We start from the raw sequence: 21,821 nt of genomic DNA, 5'->3' as shown, positions 1-21,821 counted from the left end.
GGGCGGGCTGGAGGCGCAGGGGCGGCAGGGGCGGCTCCACCTCAAAGAGCACCACTGGGCGTCCTCCCCGGCGTTCCAGCAGCTCGGCAAGCAGCGCTTCGGCCTCGAGGCGGCTCAGCCGCTCAAACTGAGGGGGAGCGGCTCGAGCCCCCACGCTTTGGGCGCTGTTTTCTGAGAATGGTCCGACCAGACGGGACCAGTTTCCATCAAAAAGCCAGGCGTTTTGCACCCTTTGGCGGGCCCTCAAGATGAGCTGCCCACCGGGAAAACCCCGGCTTAGCTGAGCGCTGCGGGGCAGGGCTGGGCCGACTTCGCGGTAGAGGGCCTCGCCGTTCACCTGCAGGGCCTCGGGGAGGCCCAGGGGGGAGCGGTGGGGGCCTTTGCTCAGGCTCAGGCTTTGTTCCCCCAAGAGAACCACCTGCGGTTCGCCGTAGAAGTAGGCCCAGCGCTCGGTGTTTTCGGGAAGGAGGAGCTGGATTTCGCTGACCCAGTAGGCCCGCTCGTCGGGTTGCGGCACACAGGCCACCAGGCCCAGGGCCAGGACTGCCCACCATCGCTTCATACCCTCATCTTATCGGCAACGAAAGAGGAGGGGGAGCGGAGTGAAGCTTTGCTCAAAGGAGGCTAGCCCCGGCGGGGGTCAAGCGCGTCCCGCAGCGCGTCGCCCAGCAAGTTGAAGCCTAGCGCCACGAACATAATGGCCAAGCCTGGGAAGGTAGCCACGTGGGGTGCGGTGGCCAGGTATTCCCGGCCACGGGCCAGCATCAAGCCCCACTCCGGCTCAGGGGGGCGCGCGCCCAACCCCAGGAAGCCGAGCCCGGCCGCGAAGAGGATGGCCACCGCCATCTGTAGGCTGGACTGAACGATGATGGGGGATAGGGCGTTGGGCAGGATGTGGCGGAAGAGAAGGCGACCGTCTGGGCTGCCAAGGGCTCGGCTGGCCTCCACGAACTCCCGCTCGCGCAGCGAGAGCACCGAGCCCCGCACCAGCCGGGCGTACACCGGAATGGCAGCGATGCCCACCGCGATCATCACGTTGGTCAGGCCGGTGCCCAAGGTGGCTACCAGCACGATGGCCAGAAGGATGCCAGGGAAGGAGAGCATGACCTCCACCACCCGTTGGGCCAGAAGGTCAAAGGTGCCCCCGTAGTAGCCTGAGAGAAGCCCTACCGGCACCCCAACCGCCAGACCAATGGCCACGGCGATGAGCCCGATGGAGAGGGATATCCAGGCCCCGTAGCACAGCCGGCTCAGGATGTCCCGCCCTTGCTCGTCGGCCCCCAGCAGGTAGAACTTGACCGGGCCGTCCACCCCGAAGAGGTGAAGGTCGCTTTTGAGCAGCCCGCCCCACCAGCTCCAGGGCTCCCCACGCACGAAGAACCGAAGCGGGTAGAGCTCCTCGCCCACCTCGAGCTGGCCTAAAGGGGTGCGGCTTACCTCCCGCACCCAGAGGCCCGGCTGGCCTTCTGGCCCCCTGAACTCTATTCGCATGGGGGGGACATAGGTGCCCCTTAGGTTTTGCTCCACCGGGCTGTAAGGGGCGATGAAGGGAGCGAAAGCCGCAACCAAAACGAATAGGCCAATAAAGGCAAATCCGGCGATGGCCAAGGGGTTTCTTAAAAGCCGCCGTCGCCAGCGAGGGGCGGTTTGCTGGGAGGAATTGCGCTCACTCATAGCGAATCCGTGGGTCTATGGCGCCGTAGAGTAGGTCAACCACCAGGTTGATGAGGATGAAGGCCACCGCAATCAACAGCACCGCGCCCTGTACCACCGGATAGTCGCGGGCCAGGATGGAGCCCACCAAAAGCTGCCCAATCCCGGGCCAGGCAAAGACCGTTTCAGTGATGACCGCGCCTTCCAGCAGGGTACCGAACTGCAGCCCAGCCACCGTGACCACGGGGATTAGGGCGTTGCGCAGGGCGTGCTTGAAGACCACCACCCGTCCGGGCAGCCCCTTGGCCCGGGCGGTGCGGATGTAATCCTGGGAGAGTACCTCGAGCATTGCGCTTCGGGTCATCCGGGCTAGGATGGCGGTGGTGCCGGTGCTCAGGGTAATGGCGGGCAGCACTAGGTGCCAGAGGCTTCCGGTACCGGCCACCGGGAACCAACCCAACCCCACAGCGAAGATGAGGATGGCCATCAGACCGAACCAAAAGACCGGCATGGAAACCCCGATGAGCGCCCCCAGCATGGCCAGAAGGTCAAAGATGGTGCCGGGCCGGAGGGCTGCGATGATTCCAGCCGGAATGCCCACCAGCAGGGCGACCAGCATGGCCCCTAGGGTGAGCCTTAGGGTGTTGGGAAAATAGGTGGCCAGCTCGTAGCTCACAGGCTTGCGGGTCCGCACCGATTCCCCCAGGTCGCCCTGGACCACGTTGGCCAGGTAAAGCCCAAGCTGCACGTGCCAGGCCTGGTCTAGACCAAAGCGCTTGCGTATCTCGGCCAGGGCCTCAGGGGTGGCAAACTCACCAGCCAAGAGCTGGGCGGGGTCGCCTGGGGCCAGCCGCACCATCAGGAACACAGCAAGCAAGACCCCCAAGAGGGTAGGAATTACGGTCAGGAGACGACGGAAGATATAGGTGGTCATCTGGTTCTGAGGGCCATCCTAACCCGGTTGCAAGGCGTATGAAAAACCCCGCCACGCCCGTGGCGGGGTTGGGCTTTGGCTTAGCGTTCGGCTGAAGTTCGGAAGCTGGCTCCGCTGGCAATTAGGCGCTCGGTGGGGTGTACCACAAAGCCCTGCACCTCGCGGCGGATGGCCGTGACCTGTTGCTCAGAGTGCAGGAAGACCCAGGGTACGTCATTGTAGATGATCTGCATGGCGGTGCGGTAGAGCTGTTGGCGGGCCTGGGGGTTGGTGGCGACCCGGGCCTGCTCTAGAACGCGGTCTAGGCGGGGGTTGGCGTAGAAGCCCCGGTTGAAGCCGTTGGGAGCTTGCTGGGAGCTGTGGAAAAGGCCATACAGACCATAGTCGGCATCGCCGGTTACGGTACCCCAGCCCAGCATGGCCATCTGAATTTCGTTGCGCTCCCGAGGCTGGTTGGTGGCGGCCAGGTAAGCGCCCCACTCCAAGGTCTGAATCTGGGCCTGCACCCCTACCGCCCTGAGCTGGCTTTGCACCGCTTCGGTCACCCGGATGTCCTGCAAGTAGCGGCCGTTGGGGCTGTGAATGGTGATGCGAAGGGGGTTTTGGGCGGTGTAACCGGCTTGGGCCAGGAGTTGGCGGGCCAGGTTGGGGTTGTACTCGTAAGAGCCGACCTTGGTGTACCCAAAGATGCCTGGGCTGATAGGGGCATCGGAGACCCGGCCAAAGCCGCCCAGTACGAACTTCACGATTTCCTCTTTGTTGATGGCGTGGTTGATGGCCTTGCGTACTCGGATGTCGTCAAAAGGTTTCTTGCTTTGGTTGAAGTAGAAGAAGATGGTGCGCACGCTGGGGGTGGTGACCACCTCGATCTCCGGCCGGGCGTTGAGCCGCTGGACGTCCTGGGGGGGTACCCGTACGGCCACATGGGCTTGGCCGGTCTCTACCAGAGCCATGCGGGTAGCGGCCTCAGGGACAGCCAGGAAACGCAGGCGCTCAATGGCTGGTTTTCTTCCCCAGTAGTCTTCGTTCCGGACCAACTCCACAAACTGTCCCTTTTGCCAGCGGTCAAACTTGTAGGGGCCAGTTCCCACCGGGTTGTCGCGGTACCCGACGCCCAGCCGCCGGATGGCGGTAGGGCTTTGGATGCCAGTGGAGCTGTGGGTCAGGTGGGCCAGCACCGGCGCGAACGGCTCAGGCATGCGCAGCCGCAGGGTGTGGCTGTCTACCACCTCAAAAGCCGTAACCCGTCCCCGGAGCAGGAAGGCGAAGGCTGAGGCCAGCTCCTGGGAGATGAGGCGCTCCAGGTTGAACTTCACCGCTTCGGCGTTGAAGTCGGTTCCGTCGTGGAACTTTATCCCCTTGCGTAGGTAGAGGGTGAGGGTCTTGCGGTCGGAGCTAAAGCTGTAGCGCTCAACCAAAAGAGGCTGGATTTTGCCGTCGGGGGTGTACTCAAAGAGGGTCTCGACCACGTGGTTGACCACAGTGGCTGAGGGAGAGTCGGTGGCTAGGGGGGCATCCAGCGTGGTGGGGTCGGTGCCTTGGGCAATAATCAGGGTGCGCCCCTGCCCAAGGGCTATGGGAAGGGCTAAAACAAGTGCCAGTAAGGCGAGCAGCTTGGTTCGCATAGGCCTCCTTTTCTCGCAGCGCTGCCCCTAGACCGAGCCTGCTCGCACCATCGGTTGCCGACTGATGGCCTAGGGCTCGAGCCGAAAGGGCACAATCATGAAGGCTCCGCATGAGCTATGCTGAGCGCTTCTTGCTACGTGTTGCTAGAATACGGAAATTGGGGCCGGACATCTTGCAGCTCAACTCACATTTCACTCGCAGGGAGTGCTGCCCTAAGGAGGCAGCAGGTTTTGGGGGTGCGAGATGGGAGAAGAGCTCGAGTTTTTCAGGATACAGCCTCGGGAAGTTTATAGCGAGGCTGCTTTTTGGGACAAGCTCCGTCGCTTTGCTTGCCGGGCAGGGCAGGAATTGGTGGAAAAGGCCCTTTGGCTTTACTACGTCCTCCAAAGCCCTACCACGCCGGTCTGGGCTAAACGAGTTATTGTGGGGGCCTTGGCTTACTTTCTTCTGCCGATTGACTTGGTCACCGATTTAGCCCCTTTGGTGGGGTTTAGTGACGACCTAAGCGTACTTTTGCTCGCAGTAGGCACAGTGGCTGCACACATCACCCCTGATTAAAAGAGCAGACCCAACGAGTATTAACGGTTTGGTTTCCCGAGTAGCCCGGGTGTTATGCTGGGTTCTGCTCAATCTCTTCATGTAAACCATCCCAACCCTAACCAAACGCCAACATGCTCTGGCTAGGGCTTTCCTAGGGCGGGTGATGCGGAGGGGAATACGCGAATGAGCGCATAGACGGGAGCGTGGGCGGCGGTTCATCCCCGCGTGTGCGGGGAATACGCAGGCATGCTAAATCGCGAAGCGCTCATTCGCGGTTCATCCCCGCGTGTGCGGGGAATACTCTGCCGGCGTGCTGCGCGGGTCGGCCAAAGCCGGTTCATCCCCGCGTGTGCGGGGAATACGGACTGGGCTTTGGGATTCCTCCAGTCCACCTGCGGTTCATCCCCGCGTGTGCGGGGAATACGCTTGACCTGGGCTGGGTCGGCTAGCGCGGTCCCGGTTCATCCCCGCGTGTGCGGGGAATACGGCCTCAGCCCGTTCCAGCTTAGCCTTCAGAGCGGTTCATCCCCGCGTGTGCGGGGAATACGCCACTCCCCGCTCCCGCTGGATGGCGGTGGCCGGTTCATCCCCGCGTGTGCGGGGAATACACACGCCACTCATCATCGGGGACGTTCCCCCGCGGTTCATCCCCGCGTGTGCGGGGAATACACCGGCAACCGACCGCTCAAAATAACTACCAGCGGTTCATCCCCGCGTGTGCGGGGAATACGGGAGTGTAGGCAACCTGACCGCCACGACCCCCGGTTCATCCCCGCGTGTGCGGGGAATACCTGAAAAAGCCCCGGCTTTAGCCGGGGCTGCGCGGTTCATCCCCGCGTGTGCGGGGAATACGCCATTGGCAGAAAGCACCGGCTGGCGTTCCGCGGTTCATCCCCGCGTGTGCGGGGAATACGAGGTCGGGGTTGTCCTCTGGGTCAAAACCGTACGGTTCATCCCCGCGTGTGCGGGGAATACGACGCGGGGGAGTTCCCGCGCAAAGCGGAAAACGGTTCATCCCCGCGTGTGCGGGGAATACTGGACGGGAGCCTTTGATTTGAGCGTAGCGGCCCGGTTCATCCCCGCGTGTGCGGGGAATACTAGTACCGCCTCGTCCCAATCCTTACCCCTCCCGGTTCATCCCCGCGTGTGCGGGGAATACAGGGGCTTCCACTGTTTCTCTCCCACCCTAACCGGTTCATCCCCGCGTGTGCGGGGAATACTTGGGAGATGGGGTGGTTCTCCTGGAGGGTGGCGGTTCATCCCCGCGTGTGCGGGGAATACAACAAGGTCAACCAGGAAAGGCGTCTCCAGACCGGTTCATCCCCGCGTGTGCGGGGAATACCCGAGCAGTTAGACGTAGATTTGATGACGGTCCGGTTCATCCCCGCGTGTGCGGGGAATACACCCTGCAATTAGCCTGCTAGGGAAGTCGGGGCGGTTCATCCCCGCGTGTGCGGGGAATACTCCGCGGCGATATTCCAGAGCCGCGGATTCGCCGGTTCATCCCCGCGTGTGCGGGGAATACACGAGGAAGGGTAGCTGAAAACCCGAATACACCGGTTCATCCCCGCGTGTGCGGGGAATACAGCCGACGGGGCAGCCTGATTTGCTGTCGGAACGGTTCATCCCCGCGTGTGCGGGGAATACGGGCCACCCTGCCGCTTGGGGGGTATCTACGTCGGTTCATCCCCGCGTGTGCGGGGAATACGGGGGGGGGGCCGAGACGTCGCCGATATTCCCGGTTCATCCCCGCGTGTGCGGGGAATACGACTTTACCCGATTCATCAGAAGTGGTTCCCCCGGTTCATCCCCGCGTGTGCGGGGAATACTCCCAACACACTCCCAACATTCCCAACAGCTCCGGTTCATCCCCGCGTGTGCGGGGAATACCTGTGGGGGTGAGTCCTTTGGACCCCTCCCCACGGTTCATCCCCGCGTGTGCGGGGAATACGTTCGCCGTGGCCCTGAAGGCCCTTGCCCGCTCGGTTCATCCCCGCGTGTGCGGGGAATACATGGGTCTCAAAGAGAGGCTATTTTTCCCCATCGGTTCATCCCCGCGTGTGCGGGGAATACAAACTCCAGCTCGGTTGGCCCGAGAAGGCTGACGGTTCATCCCCGCGTGTGCGGGGAATACCTTGCCTTCAGCGTTCCACTTGCCGCCGAGGGCGGTTCATCCCCGCGTGTGCGGGGAATACCCACATTTGGCGTTGCAGATGGGGTTTGATGGCGGTTCATCCCCGCGTGTGCGGGGAATACCGCTACACCCTGGGGGCCATCCAGGAGGCCGCCGGTTCATCCCCGCGTGTGCGGGGAATACCAACTGTGGGGCCACCCCCTGAGCGAGGAGGGCGGTTCATCCCCGCGTGTGCGGGGAATACTACCGGGTTTTACGGCATGGCGAGCAACCTGACGGTTCATCCCCGCGTGTGCGGGGAATACTCCCTGCTGATGGAGGCCAATGCCCTGGCGGGCGGTTCATCCCCGCGTGTGCGGGGAATACCCCCCGGGTAGGCAGATACCTTGACTTGCTTTCGGTTCATCCCCGCGTGTGCGGGGAATACCTGGCCCTGTTCGGCGGCCAGACGGTCTCTGACGGTTCATCCCCGCGTGTGCGGGGAATACGCGCGACCAGTGCTCCGGGACAAAGGGGAGTCCGGTTCATCCCCGCGTGTGCGGGGAATACGGTCTGCCCGGGGATCTCCGGATACTCGAAGATGGTTCATCCCCGCGTGTGCGGGGAATACGTCATCGTCAACCGCAAAACGGAGTTCTCCGACCGGTTCATCCCCGCGTGTGCGGGGAATACGTGGGGGCCGCCGCGCTGGTACTGGTGCTGGTCGGTTCATCCCCGCGTGTGCGGGGAATACGGGGTGGAATAGCGTAGGCAGGGTCGGTGCGGCGGTTCATCCCCGCGTGTGCGGGGAATACTGCTTTTCCAAGTTCGCCGGAATCGCCAAGTTCGGTTCATCCCCGCGTGTGCGGGGAATACAGGATGCGGTTGGTGTAGGCGTTTTGGTGTTCGGTTCATCCCCGCGTGTGCGGGGAATACCCTGGCGGCGGGCTGGCCGATGCGGGTGGGGGCGGTTCATCCCCGCGTGTGCGGGGAATACGTCTTAATCTCCCCCCTCTTGATCTGGGTGTCCGGTTCATCCCCGCGTGTGCGGGGAATACGCTTGATTCTAACAGCAAATTCAGCCGTTAGCCCCCTCGGAAGTGTCTGAATCCTGAGTGATAGACTCGGGATTTGCTTTTTCAAGGTTCTCGGTCGCCTTTGGTTTCTTACGCTTGGCGTGGATACGCTGCCACTCGGCGTTCTTCACAGCGACCAGGGTTAGACCATCAAAGTCTACAAGGACACGGGTGGTGTCGCCATGGGTTCGCACTTCAAAGCCCTGTTCGTTGTTGGTGCGGTACATCATGCAGACCCGGCCTGCGGTCTTTTTCTCCACGCACTTCTCCCACAGAAGGTCGCGCACGAGGGCGGTCATACTGCCCACGAAGACGCCCGTGCTTACCTCCAGCATCCACCGGCTCAGCTCCCCGCGCAGGCGCTTGGGCACGTTTTCAAGCACGATGACTACCATGGCTAGGTTTCATCCTCGCCATCCAAGCCATACGCAACCCCACCTGGAAGGTTGCCCTCGGGGTCCCAAAGCTCGCCCGGAGCCGCGGGGTCGGCAGCGTAGGGGTCGGGGATTTCCAGGCCGTTGAATAGGCGGTGCAGGTCGTCTACAACTCGCTCCAGCAGCCTGACCCGCTTGAGTTGGTCGCGCAAGGTGTACCGTACCCGGCGCTCTACGCCCTGTTCCGACTCAGCGACCACCTGAAATGCGGTGGGGATGAGCGTTTCGGCTTTGTAGAGGTCGGCAATGTCGTACACGAAGGAAAGCTGCTTGCCGGTGTGGATGAAGCCCAGGGCCGGGCTGTAGCCTGCCGAAACAATGGCCGCGTGGCACAAACCATATAGGCAGGCCGCCCCGGCCGAGAGGGCGCGGTTGATGGGGTCGGCCTCGGCCCAATTACCCCGGTTGTAGTTGCGGCCCTTCCAGGGCACGCCAGTCTCGCGGCTCCAGCGGGCGTAGGTCTCGCGCACCCGCACGCCCTCGCGGCCCCGGATTTGCTCGAGGCTCAGGTCGGGCGGAAGCCCCTCGGGAAAGCGCATACGATACATGCGCTTGACCACCTCGAGGTGGGCCTGGGGGTCGGCCCAGGCCTGCACCTGGCGCATGAGGTGGATGCTGGAGCGGGTTTCGCCCATGCCGCTGGCGTAAAAGCGCACCATCTCCTCGCCCACCCAGAACACCGAGCAGCCGTTGTTGGCGAGCTGACGGATGGCTGCATGGGTTACTGCGGTGCCGGGCCCCAGGAGGAGCACCCCCAGGGCCGCAGCGGGGATAGAAATCACGCCTTCTTGGGTGTAGAAGGCTACCGCCTGGTCTTGCTGCTCGAGGCGGCCATGTTCCAAGTAGAGGTACGAAAGCCCGTCGCGGAACTTAGGGAGTTCTTGCAGGTTGCGGGTTTCGTACTTCATACCCTACCCTTTGGCGATGGACAAAAGGCCAAAGCCCAGGGCCTTGGCGTGGCCGATGCCGCTGGCCAAAGTTTTTTTGAACCTTTCCAGGTCGGTAATTTTGAGATGGCCTTCGTAGAGCACGGACTGGAGCACGATGGGCGGTCCTTCGGTGTGTTTGTGCATCCTCACCCGCTCGCTTTGGGCTATCATTGCGCCCAGCACCTCAAAACCGCCCTTTTGCCCCTGGCGACGGAGCCACTCGAGCTGCTCCTCCACTTTTTTGAGCCCGTGGCGCTTGCGCTTCTCGGGGTTCTCGGGGTCTTTGCGGGTGACGGTGGGGTTGGCCCGCAGGCGGAAACGCAGAACCTGGCCGGGCTGGAGGTGCTCGAGGGGAATAGGCTTATGCTCGGGCGGATGGGCGAGGTAGCCGGGGAAGCGTTGCAGCAGCTTTTCCCAGTTCGGCGTTTCAATGCTCTGCACCAGCACCGTTGGGGTTTTGTCCTCTTCGGCCCGCCACAAAAAGCGCGGTGGGGCTTGGTTGGGTTCGGCGAAGGCCCAGCAGAGGGTGGCGTGGAGCTGGTAGGGGTTGGCCAAGTCGGTGCGGGCCTGCTTGTGGCGCGGGTTAAGCTGGAGCCGGCTCAGGTACATGCCTCACCTCCACCCAGCCCGGAATCACGAAGCGCGCTCCAAAGCGGCGCTCGGCAAATGAGCCGAGCGGCTGGTCCATGCGCAGCGAGCCCTCACTTGATTCCCGATTCTCCAGCATCACGGGCAGGCGCAGACGCTCGAGGTCTTTTCCCTGCTCATCCTTCGGCCACTCCCGCCCGAGGTAGCGGTATTGGAGCGCTTCCAGCAGAGGCTCGTCGCGCAGGCCATCTTTTAGGTACACTCCTGGGCTTGGCACATAGCCTTTTCTGCCCAGAAAGAGCGGCCAGACTGGATTCCCTAGCGACCAGTGGGCGCGCTCCAATAGCTCCCGGTTCTCTCCCTCCAGCCCCACCAGAAAAACCGCGTCGGCCAGGTAGTATCGATTTGAAACGGCGGTGGGATGAATCTTGGACTCATCGGCGGCGATCACGTTCTGGGCGGTCTGGTAGTCGTAGCGCAGCACGCCCGGCTGGTCCACCCGCACCCCCATCCGCAAGCGGGCCAGCTCGAGAACGGGCTCGCGCTCTTCGCGATCCACACCCATCGCCGCGCAAAGCAGACCGATAACCCCGCTCTTGGAGGGCACCAGGTCGGTGTCGCGTTCGTCGAAGCGGCTGCGGGTACCCCACGACTGCATGGGCCCCGCCAGCCTTAGGAGCAAGGTGGGCATGGCTAGACCCCCAGATTGGTGCGTATGGTTTCCAGGGTCTTTTCAAGGAGCTCGTCTAGGCTTTTCACCGGTGAGCCCAGCTTGGGCTCGAGGTCGGTCAGGTTCAGGACGAAGACCTGCCCGTTTTGCCCATAGCACCCGGCCAGCTTCTGCCACTTGGCCTCGAGCCGCTCCACCGAGGCCTCGGTGAGGCTTTTCTCCCGGCTGGGGCGCACCGGCTTCTCAAAAGCGTTGGCCAGGTTGCGCGGGTCGGCCTCCCGGCGCACCGTTACCGCCACGTACTCGGGGTCGTTGTGGGCGGCGAAAGAGTTCTGCTTGCCGCTGGGCTTGGCCTTGACAAAGGCCTTGAGGAAGGCCTCGAGGCCCTTGAACATTAACTCGGTGTCGCCCTGAAGATTCTGGCGGAGCTTCTCGAGGTCAATCGCGGCGTAGCGGTAGTAGCAGGCCGAGTTGAACTCCACCGTGCCGATCATATCGGCCCCGGCGTTGTCGTCGGGCTTGAGGTCGTCCACGGCGGTGTAGAAGTCAAACTCGCGCTCTATGGCGTGGGTGGAGATGGCGTGGGCCACCTGGCAGGCGGCGTACTGGTTCTTCTCGGGCAGGTCGGCGAGCATCCGTCCGAAGAGGGCCACGTCCAGGGCCTTGCCCCCATCCAGCACATTGCCCAAGGCTTTTTTGATCTCGTCAGGGACAGCTTCCCTGGCGGCTTTCTTGGCGTCCTTGGCCTTCTTTTTGCCTCCCTCTTCCTCGGCTTGGGGGGCCACCAGGCTGTCCCAGTGCTGATGGATGAGGTTGGCAATTTGAGCCACCTCTTGCTCGCCCAAAAACAGCAGGTACTCGGTTTTCCCCTCTGGGTTTACCTTCAGGCCCATCCCACCTAGGGCCTGCACCACCTTCTGCCGGGCTTCCTCCTCGTCCCGACCCTTTTCCTTGAGCTGTTCTACCAACACCTGCACCAACCGCTTGGTGCGCAAAGCCATCGCCTCTTTGGGCAGGCCGTCCGGATTGTGGCGCACGTACTCCCGCACGGCCCGCTTGAGGCACTGGCTGCTGATGCGCCCGCGGCGGTAGCCACCAAAAATGGCGTCCTTGGGGCTGCCGGTGTCGTCGCGGTTGAGGTTGGAAGGAGCGAAGTTTTGTAGGATGTGGATCTCGAGCAGGTGTTTCATGCATTTCCTCCTATTGGGGAAGGGTCTTAATCTGTAGCCGCACTACCTTCCAGCCCAGGCCCCGTCGTTCCATCAGAAGCCCCTCATCGGGGTTGTCTTTGTGGTGCAGCAAGGCCTGGGAAAAGCCCTGTCGCTTGAGGCGCCAGTCACGAACGGCCTCGAGGTCGCTCTGCTGCGGTTCCTGGCTGGTGCCGATGCTGGCCAGACCTTCGGGGGTGACAAATACGTTCACCATCTGGTCCACTAGCGGAGCCACAAGCAGCAGGCCTAGCGCCCCAAAGCCTGTCTGGTCTTGGCTGGCTTGTTCTACCAGTATGCGGTTTAGGTCGGCTTTGAGGCTTTCGCGCACCCGGGGAAAGTCAATGTAGCGCTCGAGGGCCGAGGGGTTGTTGCTCTGGATGGCCTGCTGGATGCCTCTAAGGGTCAGGTACGGCGAAAACCAGGTGTAGGCCAGCAGCAGCAATAGCAGTCCGGCAAACAATACCAACCAGAGAACTGGCTTCTTGGGGGTGGGGGTGGCTTTTTCTTGGGTTTCGGCGTTCATTCTTCCTCTCCTTCTGCTTCTTTTGCTAAGGTGCGGTAGAAAGCCCTGGCCCACTTCTGCTGCACCGGCTTGCGCTCGGAGTTCCAGGCCAGCAGGTCGCGCAAGAGCTCCGACCAGTAGATGCGGATACCCTCCTCGCTCTTGAGTAGCTGCACCATCTGCCGGATTCGGTAAGGTAGCTGCTCCTCATCGGCATCCAGCAGGGCGATAAAGCGCTGCTCGAGGCTCTTAGGTTGATCGCGGGCCAGGTAGAGCTGGGCGATGGCGTGGCCCAGCGTCCGGCGGTAGCCTGCCCCCACCGGCTTCTTTTCGGCTTGCCCAGTCTCCGGTTCCTCTTCGGGCTGCCGGCGGAGCTGTTCTAGCTCCGATGAGGACACCGTAAGCGCCCACAAACCCGCCACCAGGTAGTAGCAAGTCCGCTCCCAGCGGTCTTCGCGCTCGTCCTGGATGCGCCCCAGGAACCCCTCAACCACCGGAATTACCTCCTGGCCCGGGTCACCTAAAGCGCGGCGTAGCTTTGCCAGGTCGGCGGGTTCGCTGCGTCGGCGCAGGTACTGCATAAAAGCCTGTTCTCTACTACTTGCTTGCACCCGTTACCTCCTTTTGTTTGTGGATGTGGCCCAGCAAGACCCCCTCGCTCTTGTGGACGGCCCGCAGCGCCCGGGCATCGTCCCCTACGGCCAAAACGGTGAGCCTCCATGCCCGCAGGGCTTCGCGCTCGAGCACCTCTTGCCAGCGCTTCTCGAGGTGGGATTGGTGCTGCTCAAAGTCCAGGCCCAGCCCCTCAATCCAGGCGGCAAACTGCGCCTCGAGCGCCGACCAGTAGGCGATTTGGTGAGGAAAACTCTGAACCAGGTTGTTCACGTCTTCCTTGCTGGGTTGCCGACCCCCCAGGCTCAGGAGCTCTTTGGCCAGGGCAAACGCTGCCCTATCCAATGCCCTTCCCATTTCTTCGGCCCGCTCGAGGTTCTCCTCCACAAACCGCCAGATGTCTTTATCGCTCAGGATGGCCTCGGGCAGCCGGTAGACCTCGCCCCGCCATAGCTTAATCTTGGCCTTGGCCTGTTTGTCGTTGGCCTGGCCCGCGGCCATCACCGGAATGCCTCGCCCTCTAAGCCGGGCTCCCAGCGCCCTGTATACATTCCGAGCGTGTTCTACCACCCCCAGGCTGTGCTCGGAGCCGGGCCGGGGCAAGAGCGAGGCGAAGTCCCGCCAGAGTGCTCGCCCCTCGCGGAAAGCCAGCGTATACAGCTTGGCGGGGTCTTTGGGGTCGGGGCGGAAAGCCACCATGGGGTCGGGGCGCACCGCGGCTTCCTCGTAGCGAACCCCCGAGGCGTAGGCGATCCAGCGCACCACCGTTTCGCCATTTTCGGTTTCGGGGTTCAGGCGCACTGCGCGCGAGAGCCAGGTGTAGCGATGGACGATGCCCTTGGGGGTGGCTTTGGCAGCCTCGCAGTTGGCTAGGTCGGCCACCTGCAAGGGCGCTTGCTCCCAGATGGCGAAATCGCGCGCGTACTCGCTTTTGGGGTAGCCTACTAGGTTCAAGCACAGCGTCTCGTGCAGACTCTCGCCCAGCACGATGACCAGCGCTGCCGTTGCCACGGGGGCAGTGGCGGTGTGGCAGAGCACGCTTTTGCCCGCGGAGAGCGCAAAGGTCTGGTTGGCCACCAGCAAGCGGGCGGCCTCGGCGGGGTGGAGGGGGCGGGGCCTTGAGGTGACGGTGTGGTCGAAGAGCACCTTGTTGTTGTCGGAGTTGAGTTCGGGGGCCAGCACCGTCCAGGAGCGGCGGGAGCGCTCGAGGGTGAAGTCGGGCACCTGGTAGAAGGGCTCATTGGGGTGGAAGAGGTCAAAGCGGTCGTGGTGTTTGGCCAGATAGTCCCGTATCTTCTTGGCGTCAAAGCCGTTGCTGAACCACCCCGCCGCCTCGTAGGCGTCCTGTGGGCCCTCTAGCGCCCGGTGCAAAATCGCCAGCAGCAACCGGTGTAGCGCGGCGGTCACGAGGGGGCTGGGGTCTTCGATGCGCCTGAAGCGCCGGGCATTCAGCAGGGCTTCTTCCAGGCCGACGAGCCTCAGCGCACTTCCCTCTCGCACGGGAATCCAGGGTTGGGTTATCAGGTTGAACGTGGGCAAAGCTCACCTCCTGTAAACCACCCCTAGCTCGGGGTGGAGTTCTAGCTCGAGTTCCCCCAGCACGGCGCGGCCCTTCTCGAGCACCACCGGATGGGCTTGGGCCAGCAGCGGGGTTTCGCTCCAGGGCTTGGCGGGCAGGCCGTGGGCCTTCCGGTGCGCCCTCAGCGCCGCAAAGTCGTTTTTCACCAGCTCGCCTCGGCTCAGCTTGACCGAGCGAGCGAAGAGCCGCTTGGCTTCGGAAAGCTCGAGCTTGCTGGCGAGGCTCACCACGTCCTTCCTGCAGGGGTCCAGACAGAGCCGACCGCCCACCTTGTGCAGCAGCACCACCGTGGCGCTGGGGCTGCCCTTGCGGGTGTGGAGCAGGCTGGGGTCGTCGTCGGGGTTGGGTTCGTCGTCGGGGAGTTTGGGGAAGGTCTGGGGCTCGAGCCAATCGGTCTCTTCAGGTTGCCCGAAGGCGGCGTAAAACGCCTCATCCCGGTCTGTGGAGTCCTTTTTATCCATGCGGGCCTGGGCCTGCTCGAGGGCCTCCCTCCAGGCCTCCGAAAGCCCCTGGGGCGGCGGTTCGCTGTACACCTCCTGCACCAGGCGGTCAATCTCGTCCGGAAGTTTGATCTGGGTGCGGCTTCGCAGCGCGAGCCAGCTCCGCAGCAGAACGTAGCGCTCGTAGACGCGCTCGGCGGTTCCAAAGTCCGGCACACCCTCGGCCTCCAAGCCCGCCACCCACAGCACCGGCTGGGTGTGCTGTCCCCGCTCCCGCCCCCGATGGCGATGCAGCCGCCCGGCCCGCTGGAGCACCAGGTCGATGGGGGCTAAGTCGGTGAACATCACATCGAAGTCGAGGTCGAGGGATTGCTCGACCACCTGGGTGGCAACCAGGATGGCCTTTGGGGGGCGCCGGCCTTCCTTGCCAAACCTAGCGATGACCGCCCGCTCGCGCGCTAGGCGCTCCTCGAGCGGGTAGCGGGCGTGGAACAGGCTTACCTCTATCCCATCCGGGTTGCTCGCCAGCGGGGAGCCGGAAAACCCGCATCCCCTCGAGGCGTCGGGGCTTACCTCTATCCCATCCGGGTTGCTCGCCAGCGCCTGGTACAACTCCTGCGCCCGCTGCACAGTGTTGACGATGCAGGCTACGCAGCCACCTTGCCTGGCCTGCTCGAGCGCTTTCTCGGCGATGGCCTTTAGGTCAAGCGACAAGGCCCTTAGCGCCAGCGTGGGCTGTTCCCTCGCCTCAAAGGTTTCCACGGCGGGTTTAGCGTCGCCCATGACGACGCGGGTAATGCGCGGGTAGGGTTTTTCTTCCGCTTCGGGTATCTCACCTGCCCCGAACGCCCTGAGCAAAGCTTCCCGCTTGGCCTTGGGCAGCGTTGCGCTCATCAACACCACCGACGAGCCCAAAGCCCAGAGCCAGCGCACCAGGGTCTCGATCAGGCCGCTGGTGTAGGTGTCGTAGGCGTGAACCTCGTCCAGCACCACCACCCGGTTCCCCAACCCCCACAACCGCACGAAGTGGTGCTTGGTGGGCAGGATGCTCAAAAGCGCCTGGTCCACCGTCCCGACCGCGTATTCCGAGAGCAGGCCCCGCTTGCGGTGGGAAAACCAGACCTGGGCCTCCACGCCTTCCTCCCCCTCGTCGGGCAGGTTGGGGCGCACCCGTATCTTTTGGTACGCCTCCACAAGCTCGCTGGCCCCGTGCAGGAGTTGCAGGTCGAGCCGGCGGGATTTTCCGTAGCGGTCTAAGAACGCCTTGACCCGCTCAAACATCAGGTTGCCGGTGGCCTGGGTGGGCAAGGCGACGTACATCCCCCGGTGTCCGTTGACCGCCTGCAGCCGCAGGTGGGCGTAGAGCGCGGCCTCGGTCTTGCCCTCGCCCATCGGGGCCTCGACCAGGAACAAAGCCGGGGCGCTTATTTCCTCCAGCAAGCGCTCGAGCGCGGCTTGCAGCGGGCGGGCCCGGAACGGCTCTTCGGGTCTACCCAGGTAGGCGAACACCGCTTCTAAGCTTTGCGGCTCGGGCATCAGGGGCTCCCGCCTGAACCAACCCAGGCTGTCGAGCTTTTGCGCGGCCCGCGCTTTGGCCTTTTGGTAATACTCGCCCAAGTCGTCGCCGAGCGGGTGGAAGTCGAGGCTCGAGCCGATCCAGTCGGCAAAGCTGGTGAGGCCCGCCAGGCGCTGGAAGGCCGCACCGCCGTAGAGGGGAACTTTGGGGGCTTCGCCCACATTCAACACGTTCAGCACGGCCTCAAACAGCTCACCGCGCACCTTGTCCCAGGCTCCTTTACCTTTCTCCTTGCCGACCACGCTGTCGAGGTTCTCCTGTGTGGCGCGAAAACCGTGATGCTCCCCTACGGCAGCTGCGACGTTGCGGGCGGCTCGAGGATTCCAGCCCTTGGCCTCGAGGAGGTCTGGCAACACTTCCTCGCTGATGACGCTGTGGGGAAGGTCGTCGGGGGGTGCTGTTGGGGGAGTAGCCCAGGTTAATCCTGCTTCCCAAACCCGCTTCATACCCGCCTCCCACTTTTGTTGGAAGGCCGGGCTGGCCTTGCCGATGTCGTGCAGGCCGGCTAGGGCGCAGACCCAGGCTTTGGCCGGCTCGAGCGGGAGGCCAAGGTCTTGGGCGTAGAGCTCCAAAGTTCTTTTTGGCTCGCGCTCCAGAATGGCTTCGGCACAGGCGGCCACATCCAGCAGGTGGGCGATGAGCGGGTGCCACCGGCCCTGGTCCTTATCCCGGTCGCTCTTGGCCCACAGCGCTTTAGCCCTCTCGGACAACACCATTCTAGCCTTCCTCCTAAGGATGTCAGAAATTGTCGTGCATCGCCGCGATCTGCTTTGCCTCCTCGAGCCAACGCTTCCGTAGGCGCTCCGGGGCCAGCACCTCCACCCGGGCCCCCCAGCTTTGCACCCAGGAGAGGAGCTCCAGGGGAAAGTTGTCGTTGTCGGTGCCTGCGGTGATGGAAACCTCCAGGCTGCCATCAGGGCGCTTGCGGGTGATCTGCAGGTTGGGATAGCCGCCCTCCTCAATCCGGTAGGCGGCCTCGGGCCGGAAGAGCAGCCGCACCTCCACGGGGGGCCCTCCGCTGCTGCCGATAACCCCCCAGGCGTTGGACAGGTACTGACGGGGGTCAAAGTCGCTGGGAATGTTGTACGCGCCGGGTTCCCCCACCAGCCGCACCCGCCGCATCCGGCTCAGCTTGTAGGTCCGCAGGGCCTTGTGGTAGCCGCGCTCGTAGCCGATCACGTACATCCCCAGGTTGGTGCGGGAAACCTCCAGAAAGTAGACCTCCAACAGGTTTTTGCGCGGTCGGCCGGAGCCCCCGGGCTTTAGGTAGTCAAACTCGAGGAGCTGCCGGCGAAACCAGGCCTCGGCCACCGTGGCCATGGCTAGCCCCTGGTCCTGGTAGGCCAGGCTGCGGTGCTGCAGGTCACGGGTGCTCTTTAAGGCCAGTTCTTGGGCCGGCATGGGCAGCCGGCGGGCCAGTTTGTTCAGGGCGGAGAAATAGGTGGGCTCGTAGCCCGGGGTGTGGTGGTAGAGGAGGCGCAGGGCGCTGTGGGTGACCAGGGCTTCCACAGGGCTCAGCTCCTGGCTTTGCAGGAGCTGGTATTTGGGCGAGCGCCCGTTTCGCTCTACCTCAATAGCCCCCAGATCCTCCAGAAGGTAGCGCAGGGCGGTTCGCTTGTGAACGCCCAGGGCTTGGGCCAGCTCCTGGGCGGTGTAGGGGCGGGCCAGGAGCAGGTCCCGGGCCTCCAGAAGGCGCTGGGCTTTTCTGTGGCTGGCTCCTTTTGGCATATCTTCAACCTAGCGGCCCAGCGTCCACAGATGGTCTAGGTTTCTTTTTTGGGGCTGTTAGGCTGAGAATACCTAACTAAGTTAGGCTCATGTGTCAGAGGCCTCCTGCATGAGCTCCTCCCGGCGCTGCTGCACCCAGTTGGAGAAGACCCCTTCTAGAAACTTTCCCTTGCGCCTTACCCTAGGGTCGTGCATGTCGTAGCGCCAGCGGGCCCGGGGGTCCAGGCGGTAGGTACCGCCTTTGGCCTCAACGCTTCGCTCCCACCCCAAGGCTTCGCGGAGGCGCTCGAGGTGCGGCCAGATGGCCCGCCGCGCCTTGTGGCGGTGGATTTCCTCTGGGTAGAGTTGGTCCATGAGCTGGTCTAAGCTGGCCTCCCCTCCGTGCTCTAGGAGCAGCACCAGCACCTCGCCGGCCCGGCTGGTGGGGCTCAGGGGTATCTCCCGGCCGTTGACCTTGACCTGCAGCACGCCGCCGGCCCGCACCTCTACCTCGAGGGCCTTGTTGCTGTTTTTTGGTCTGGAGGCCTCCAGGTAGCCGCGCCGCCTGGCCTCGGCGAACAAGGCCGGCAGGCAGGTCTGTTCCTCCAGCAGCCAGGGCTGCGACCAGCCTATCTGCTTCAGGAGGGTGTCTAGGGCCTGGGCTTGTCCCTTCCTGCGGGCCAGCTCAGCCCGAACCAGCAGGGCCTTCATCGCTGCGCGGGAGCTTATCTGCTGGGCCTGGCCCAAGGCGACCTCGGCCGCGCTTGGGTTGTCCAGCATCAGATTGGTGATGGCGATGTCCACGTAGACCTCATCTAGGGGTTCGGCGGCGTGGGCCTGCCAGAGGTAGGCCAGAGCTTCGGCGGGTTTGCCCATCAGGCGCAGGGTAAGGCCAATGCCCTGGTAGGCCACCCGCAGGTCATCGGGCTCGCTGGCGGCCTGGACTGCGGCCTGGTAGCTTTTTAGGGCCCGCTCCCACTCCCCTAGGCTCCGCCGCACCGCGGCCAGGCCGCACAGGGCTCGAGCCCGGAAGTTCGCGGCCTCCTTCTTTTTGCTAATCTCTGCGGCCTGGAGCAGGTGGTACTCAGCCTCCTCGGGGTGGCTGTGCAGCGCGGTGATGCCCAGGTTGTGGTGGAGCCAGGCCTGGTAGTAGGCGTCGTGAGAGAGGTAGGCCAGCGCTTCGGCCCACAGGCTGCGGGCATTGGCGGTCTGGCCCAGCCGGTGAAGGTAGTACCCCCAGTCGTGAAGGCATCTGCCCAGATCGGGTCCCCTAAGGCACCGGCTGGCCTGGGCGTAGACCTCCTGCCAGCCTGGCTGGTTGAGCCGCGCCATGGCCTCAGCCAAAAACCGCAGCCGCTGTCCTTGGCTTTCCGGTTCGATCAGCCCCTCAATGCGCTCCAGCAGCTCCAGGGCCTCTTGGCTACGCTGGGCCCGGTTCAGGGCCCAGGCCCGGTAGAGCAAGGCCTCGGCGTGCTCCGCCTGGGGGGGCAGCCCCTCGGTCAGCTCGAGCAGCGCCTCGTGCATACGTGCGTTGCTCAGGGCCTTTGCGTACGGCCCCAGCGCGGCGGGGTTTTGCTGCAGGAAGGTCTCGGGGAGAAGGGAGAAAACCTCTCCGACCAGCCGCTGGGAGGCCACGTAGCCGTCGGCCTCGCTGACCCAGCGCTTTAGAACCGGAACCACCTTGTCTGGATGTGACTCCAAAAGGGCCAGCAGGCTGCTTTGGAGGTGGCTCAGGTCATGCTTGCGCACCTTTCCATCATAACGACGCTTGAGTGCGGGTTAGGCTGAATCCCCTCCTTAGCCGTTCAAGCAGCACTTGGGTTCATCGGCAAGCGGGCCGGAAGAGGGGACCTGCGGGTCTCCCAGGGAAAGCACCAGCAGCAGGAGCAGGAGAAAAGCCCTCACGGGGCCCAGCTTGGGCCCCTAGGGTGACAAATCCTGTCTCGCTTTCGGAAGGGTGCTTAGCCCAAGCTGCCCTCGCGGCAGACGTCCTTAACCGGGCAACTGCGGCAGCGGAAGCCGGGGTTGGGCCTCACCTCCCCGGCCAGGTAGCGCGCCCTTACCTCCTGGACTTTGTCCTGCAGCCGCTTGAGCGACCGCCAAGGCTCCTCTATGGGCTTTCCATAGACTAGAACCGGCTCCCCCAGCACCGGCCAGGCCCACAGCGACACCCGCTGAATCTGCTTGGGATGGGTGAGAAGGTACGCTGCTGCCCAGCGCTCAGCCCAGCGCCTTTGCACCTCTTCTTGGGCTTTCTGGGGCGGGGTGTTGGGGGCCACGAAGCGGTATATCTGGGCCTCAGGGCCCTTGCGCAGTATGCCGTCCAGTCGAACCCGCAGTCCCGCGTTCTCTAGGCAAAAGCCCAGCCTCAGCTCCTTCAGCAAGGGGTAGTGGCGGCGCATCCAGCCCTCGGCCTGGGGAAACCGCTGGGCTAGGGCCTCGAGCCGGGCCGGGACCAGGCTCCCTAAGTCGCGCAGCTCCCCCAACCAAAGCTGCCACCACTCCGGTTTGGGGGCCTCGGCGAACCGATCAGCCCAGTAGCGCATGGAACACTCCTCATAGCGGCGCAGCTCCTCTACCGTGGGGGAGGTCAGGGGCACTGTTCCCAACCCCGGCCGGTAGGGCTGGGGAGGGGTCACCTCGAGGGGACTGGCCGCTGGGAGAGGAGGCAGGGGGGCCGGGCTAGGGCCCACCAAGACCGGGTCGCGTTCCAGAGGCCCCTCCTGGTCGGCCTCGGGGTAGGTGACCACCAGCTCCTCGGCCCGGGTCCTAAGCTCCTCTAGGAGCAGTCTGTCGCGTCCCATAAAGCGCCGAGGCAGTAGGCCTCCGGCCTGTCGCAGGGCCTCCGCGAGGCCCACCCGCAGCTCTTCGGGGACGAAGTAGTCCTCCGCCTCCCCGGCTCCATAGGTTCCCTCCACCGCGTAGGTGAGGTAGACCTTGCGGAAGCGCTGCCCCGAGGCCAGGTTGGGGGTGAGCAGAGCCACCCCTCCGTTGGGGCGGCGCGGCTCGTAGGTTTCCGACAGCAAGGCCGCCCACCACTGGCGGAAGTGGGGTCCCCAGGCGATTCGGTGGGCCTCCCGGGCCCGCTCCATCAGGCGCTCCCGGGAAGGGCTTTGCCGCACCTCGGGCAAGGCGTCCAACAGCTCCTTGGCCCAGGCCAGGGGGGAGGGCGGGTTTTCGGTGGTGCTTAGCCCCTCCTCGCCTGGGGCGCGCAGCCGGGACAGCCAGGTCTTCCAGACCACGCCCATGCCAAGCTCCTCAGCCAGCCGGGTGATGGCCTCCAGGCCCACCAGCCCTCGCTCCAGGGCTGCCCGCCCCAGCGGCGCGAGCTCGGGTAGGGCCAGCAGGCGGCTTGGGGTGGGGTAGTCGGGAAGCTCTAAAAGCGCCAGCAGAAGCCGTCCTTCAGGGGTGTCGGCGGTGGTGAGAGGAAGCTGGTTGACCAGGGGCAGCCCGTACTCGTCGGCCAGGGTGAGAAAGGTTGGGATGCGGGGCTCGGGGGCCACGATGGCCAGCACCAGCGGTGGGAGGCCCTGGGCCAGGTCGCGCTTGATGGCCTGGAGGACCCAGCGGGCCTCGCTCACCGGGTTCGGGGCGCGGAAGCTTAGCCGGTGGACTGGGCGGGCGGGGAGGG

Annotated in this window: 16 protein-coding genes, 1 pseudogene and 1 CRISPR repeat array; of the genes and pseudogenes, 1 reads left to right on the top strand and 16 read right to left on the bottom strand. The window is 64.1% G+C overall.

Annotated elements, in window-relative coordinates; all coding sequences use genetic code 11:
* From Mlute_RS08110 to Mlute_RS08095, 4 genes and pseudogenes are all read right to left on the bottom strand, one after another.
* Nucleotides 1-562 (bottom strand): annotated as a pseudogene (locus Mlute_RS08110) (protease complex subunit PrcB family protein); the annotation flags it as partial.
* A gap of 62 nt (nucleotides 563-624) precedes the next feature.
* Nucleotides 625-1,674, bottom strand: coding sequence for an ABC transporter permease (locus Mlute_RS08105; RefSeq protein WP_119360214.1), 1,050 nt, complete (start codon nucleotides 1,672-1,674; stop codon nucleotides 625-627).
* Nucleotides 1,667-2,587, bottom strand: a complete 921-nt coding sequence (locus Mlute_RS08100; RefSeq protein ID WP_119360213.1) for an ABC transporter permease — start codon at nucleotides 2,585-2,587, stop codon at nucleotides 1,667-1,669. The genes Mlute_RS08105 and Mlute_RS08100 overlap by 8 nt, the downstream gene beginning before the upstream one ends.
* 80 nt (nucleotides 2,588-2,667) lie before the next feature.
* Nucleotides 2,668-4,212 carry a glutathione ABC transporter substrate-binding protein gene (locus Mlute_RS08095; protein ID WP_119360212.1) on the bottom strand — a complete coding sequence of 515 codons (1,545 nt, stop codon included), beginning with the start codon at nucleotides 4,210-4,212 and terminating at the stop codon, nucleotides 2,668-2,670.
* A gap of 244 nt (nucleotides 4,213-4,456) precedes the next feature.
* Here Mlute_RS08095 and Mlute_RS08090 point away from each other — a divergent pair, with 244 nt between their 5' ends.
* The gene (locus Mlute_RS08090; RefSeq protein ID WP_245958903.1) at nucleotides 4,457-4,771 is read left to right on the top strand and encodes a YkvA family protein; all 315 of its coding nucleotides are present in this window, start codon (nucleotides 4,457-4,459) and stop codon (nucleotides 4,769-4,771) included.
* A gap of 193 nt (nucleotides 4,772-4,964) precedes the next feature.
* Nucleotides 4,965-7,924: direct repeats of the CRISPR family, unit length 29 nt; unit sequence CGGTTCATCCCCGCGTGTGCGGGGAATAC.
* A 20-nt stretch (nucleotides 7,925-7,944) separates the two neighbouring features.
* Here Mlute_RS08090 and cas2e read toward each other — a convergent pair.
* From cas2e to Mlute_RS08030, 12 genes are all read right to left on the bottom strand, one after another.
* Entirely contained in the window at nucleotides 7,945-8,337 is a 393-nt protein-coding gene (cas2e, locus tag Mlute_RS08085; protein WP_119360211.1) for a type I-E CRISPR-associated endoribonuclease Cas2e, read from the bottom strand.
* A gap of 2 nt (nucleotides 8,338-8,339) precedes the next feature.
* Nucleotides 8,340-9,284: a type I-E CRISPR-associated endonuclease Cas1e gene (cas1e, locus tag Mlute_RS08080; RefSeq protein WP_119360210.1), complete on the bottom strand. Its 945-nt coding sequence runs from the start codon at nucleotides 9,282-9,284 to the stop codon at nucleotides 8,340-8,342.
* Between the two features lie 3 nt (nucleotides 9,285-9,287).
* Nucleotides 9,288-9,914 (bottom strand): type I-E CRISPR-associated protein Cas6/Cse3/CasE, encoded by a 627-nt coding sequence (cas6e, locus tag Mlute_RS08075; RefSeq protein ID WP_119360209.1) that lies wholly within the window; start codon nucleotides 9,912-9,914, stop codon nucleotides 9,288-9,290.
* The gene (gene cas5e / locus Mlute_RS08070; protein ID WP_119360208.1) at nucleotides 9,889-10,584 is read right to left on the bottom strand and encodes a type I-E CRISPR-associated protein Cas5/CasD; all 696 of its coding nucleotides are present in this window, start codon (nucleotides 10,582-10,584) and stop codon (nucleotides 9,889-9,891) included. Before cas5e ends, cas6e begins: the two co-directional genes overlap by 26 nt.
* A 2-nt stretch (nucleotides 10,585-10,586) precedes the next feature.
* Complete coding sequence (gene cas7e, locus Mlute_RS08065) at nucleotides 10,587-11,753, bottom strand: type I-E CRISPR-associated protein Cas7/Cse4/CasC (RefSeq protein ID WP_119360207.1); 1,167 nt, start codon at nucleotides 11,751-11,753, stop codon at nucleotides 10,587-10,589.
* 10 nt (nucleotides 11,754-11,763) lie between these two features.
* The gene (locus Mlute_RS08060; protein ID WP_119360206.1) at nucleotides 11,764-12,297 is read right to left on the bottom strand and encodes a DUF2939 domain-containing protein; all 534 of its coding nucleotides are present in this window, start codon (nucleotides 12,295-12,297) and stop codon (nucleotides 11,764-11,766) included.
* Nucleotides 12,294-12,887: a type I-E CRISPR-associated protein Cse2/CasB gene (gene casB / locus Mlute_RS08055; protein ID WP_245958902.1), complete on the bottom strand. Its 594-nt coding sequence runs from the start codon at nucleotides 12,885-12,887 to the stop codon at nucleotides 12,294-12,296. Before casB ends, Mlute_RS08060 begins: the two co-directional genes overlap by 4 nt.
* Nucleotides 12,874-14,427, bottom strand: coding sequence for a type I-E CRISPR-associated protein Cse1/CasA (gene casA, locus Mlute_RS08050; RefSeq protein WP_119360204.1), 1,554 nt, complete (start codon nucleotides 14,425-14,427; stop codon nucleotides 12,874-12,876). The genes casB and casA overlap by 14 nt, the downstream gene beginning before the upstream one ends.
* 3 nt (nucleotides 14,428-14,430) lie before the next feature.
* Nucleotides 14,431-17,199, bottom strand: a complete 2,769-nt coding sequence (cas3, locus tag Mlute_RS08045) for a CRISPR-associated helicase Cas3' (protein WP_119360203.1) — start codon at nucleotides 17,197-17,199, stop codon at nucleotides 14,431-14,433.
* A 22-nt stretch (nucleotides 17,200-17,221) separates the two neighbouring features.
* Entirely contained in the window at nucleotides 17,222-18,211 is a 990-nt protein-coding gene (locus tag Mlute_RS08040; RefSeq protein WP_119360202.1) for a helix-turn-helix transcriptional regulator, read from the bottom strand.
* 87 nt (nucleotides 18,212-18,298) lie between these two features.
* A complete protein-coding gene (locus Mlute_RS08035) occupies nucleotides 18,299-19,939 on the bottom strand; it encodes a tetratricopeptide repeat protein (RefSeq protein WP_119360201.1) in 1,641 nt (546 codons plus the stop codon).
* A gap of 212 nt (nucleotides 19,940-20,151) precedes the next feature.
* On the bottom strand, nucleotides 20,152-21,821 hold a 1,670-nt coding region (locus Mlute_RS08030; RefSeq protein ID WP_119360200.1), incomplete at its 5' end, for a PD-(D/E)XK nuclease family protein.

This window comes from Meiothermus luteus, assembly GCF_003574085.1.
GTDB classification, from domain to species: Bacteria; Deinococcota; Deinococci; order Deinococcales; family Thermaceae; genus Meiothermus; species Meiothermus luteus.
Note: the sequence above shows the minus strand (reverse complement) of the source record. Positions and strands in the feature narration are given on the sequence as shown.

Excerpts from the sequence above, each read along its gene's own strand:
- cas3 (WP_119360203.1), bottom strand. The coding sequence starts at position 17,199 with ATGGTGTTGTCCGAGAGGGCTAAAGCGCTGTGGGCCAAGAGCGACCGG.
- cas5e (WP_119360208.1), bottom strand. The coding sequence starts at position 10,584 with ATGCCCACCTTGCTCCTAAGGCTGGCGGGGCCCATGCAGTCGTGGGGT.
- cas2e (WP_119360211.1), bottom strand. The coding sequence starts at position 8,337 with ATGGTAGTCATCGTGCTTGAAAACGTGCCCAAGCGCCTGCGCGGGGAG.
- Mlute_RS08090 (WP_245958903.1), top strand. The coding sequence starts at position 4,457 with ATGGGAGAAGAGCTCGAGTTTTTCAGGATACAGCCTCGGGAAGTTTAT.
- Mlute_RS08100 (WP_119360213.1), bottom strand. The coding sequence starts at position 2,587 with ATGACCACCTATATCTTCCGTCGTCTCCTGACCGTAATTCCTACCCTC.
- Mlute_RS08105 (WP_119360214.1), bottom strand. The coding sequence starts at position 1,674 with ATGAGTGAGCGCAATTCCTCCCAGCAAACCGCCCCTCGCTGGCGACGG.
- cas7e (WP_119360207.1), bottom strand. The coding sequence starts at position 11,753 with ATGAAACACCTGCTCGAGATCCACATCCTACAAAACTTCGCTCCTTCC.
- Mlute_RS08095 (WP_119360212.1), bottom strand. The coding sequence starts at position 4,212 with ATGCGAACCAAGCTGCTCGCCTTACTGGCACTTGTTTTAGCCCTTCCC.
- cas1e (WP_119360210.1), bottom strand. The coding sequence starts at position 9,284 with ATGAAGTACGAAACCCGCAACCTGCAAGAACTCCCTAAGTTCCGCGAC.
- Mlute_RS08060 (WP_119360206.1), bottom strand. The coding sequence starts at position 12,297 with ATGAACGCCGAAACCCAAGAAAAAGCCACCCCCACCCCCAAGAAGCCA.
- cas6e (WP_119360209.1), bottom strand. The coding sequence starts at position 9,914 with ATGTACCTGAGCCGGCTCCAGCTTAACCCGCGCCACAAGCAGGCCCGC.
- Mlute_RS08040 (WP_119360202.1), bottom strand. The coding sequence starts at position 18,211 with ATGCCAAAAGGAGCCAGCCACAGAAAAGCCCAGCGCCTTCTGGAGGCC.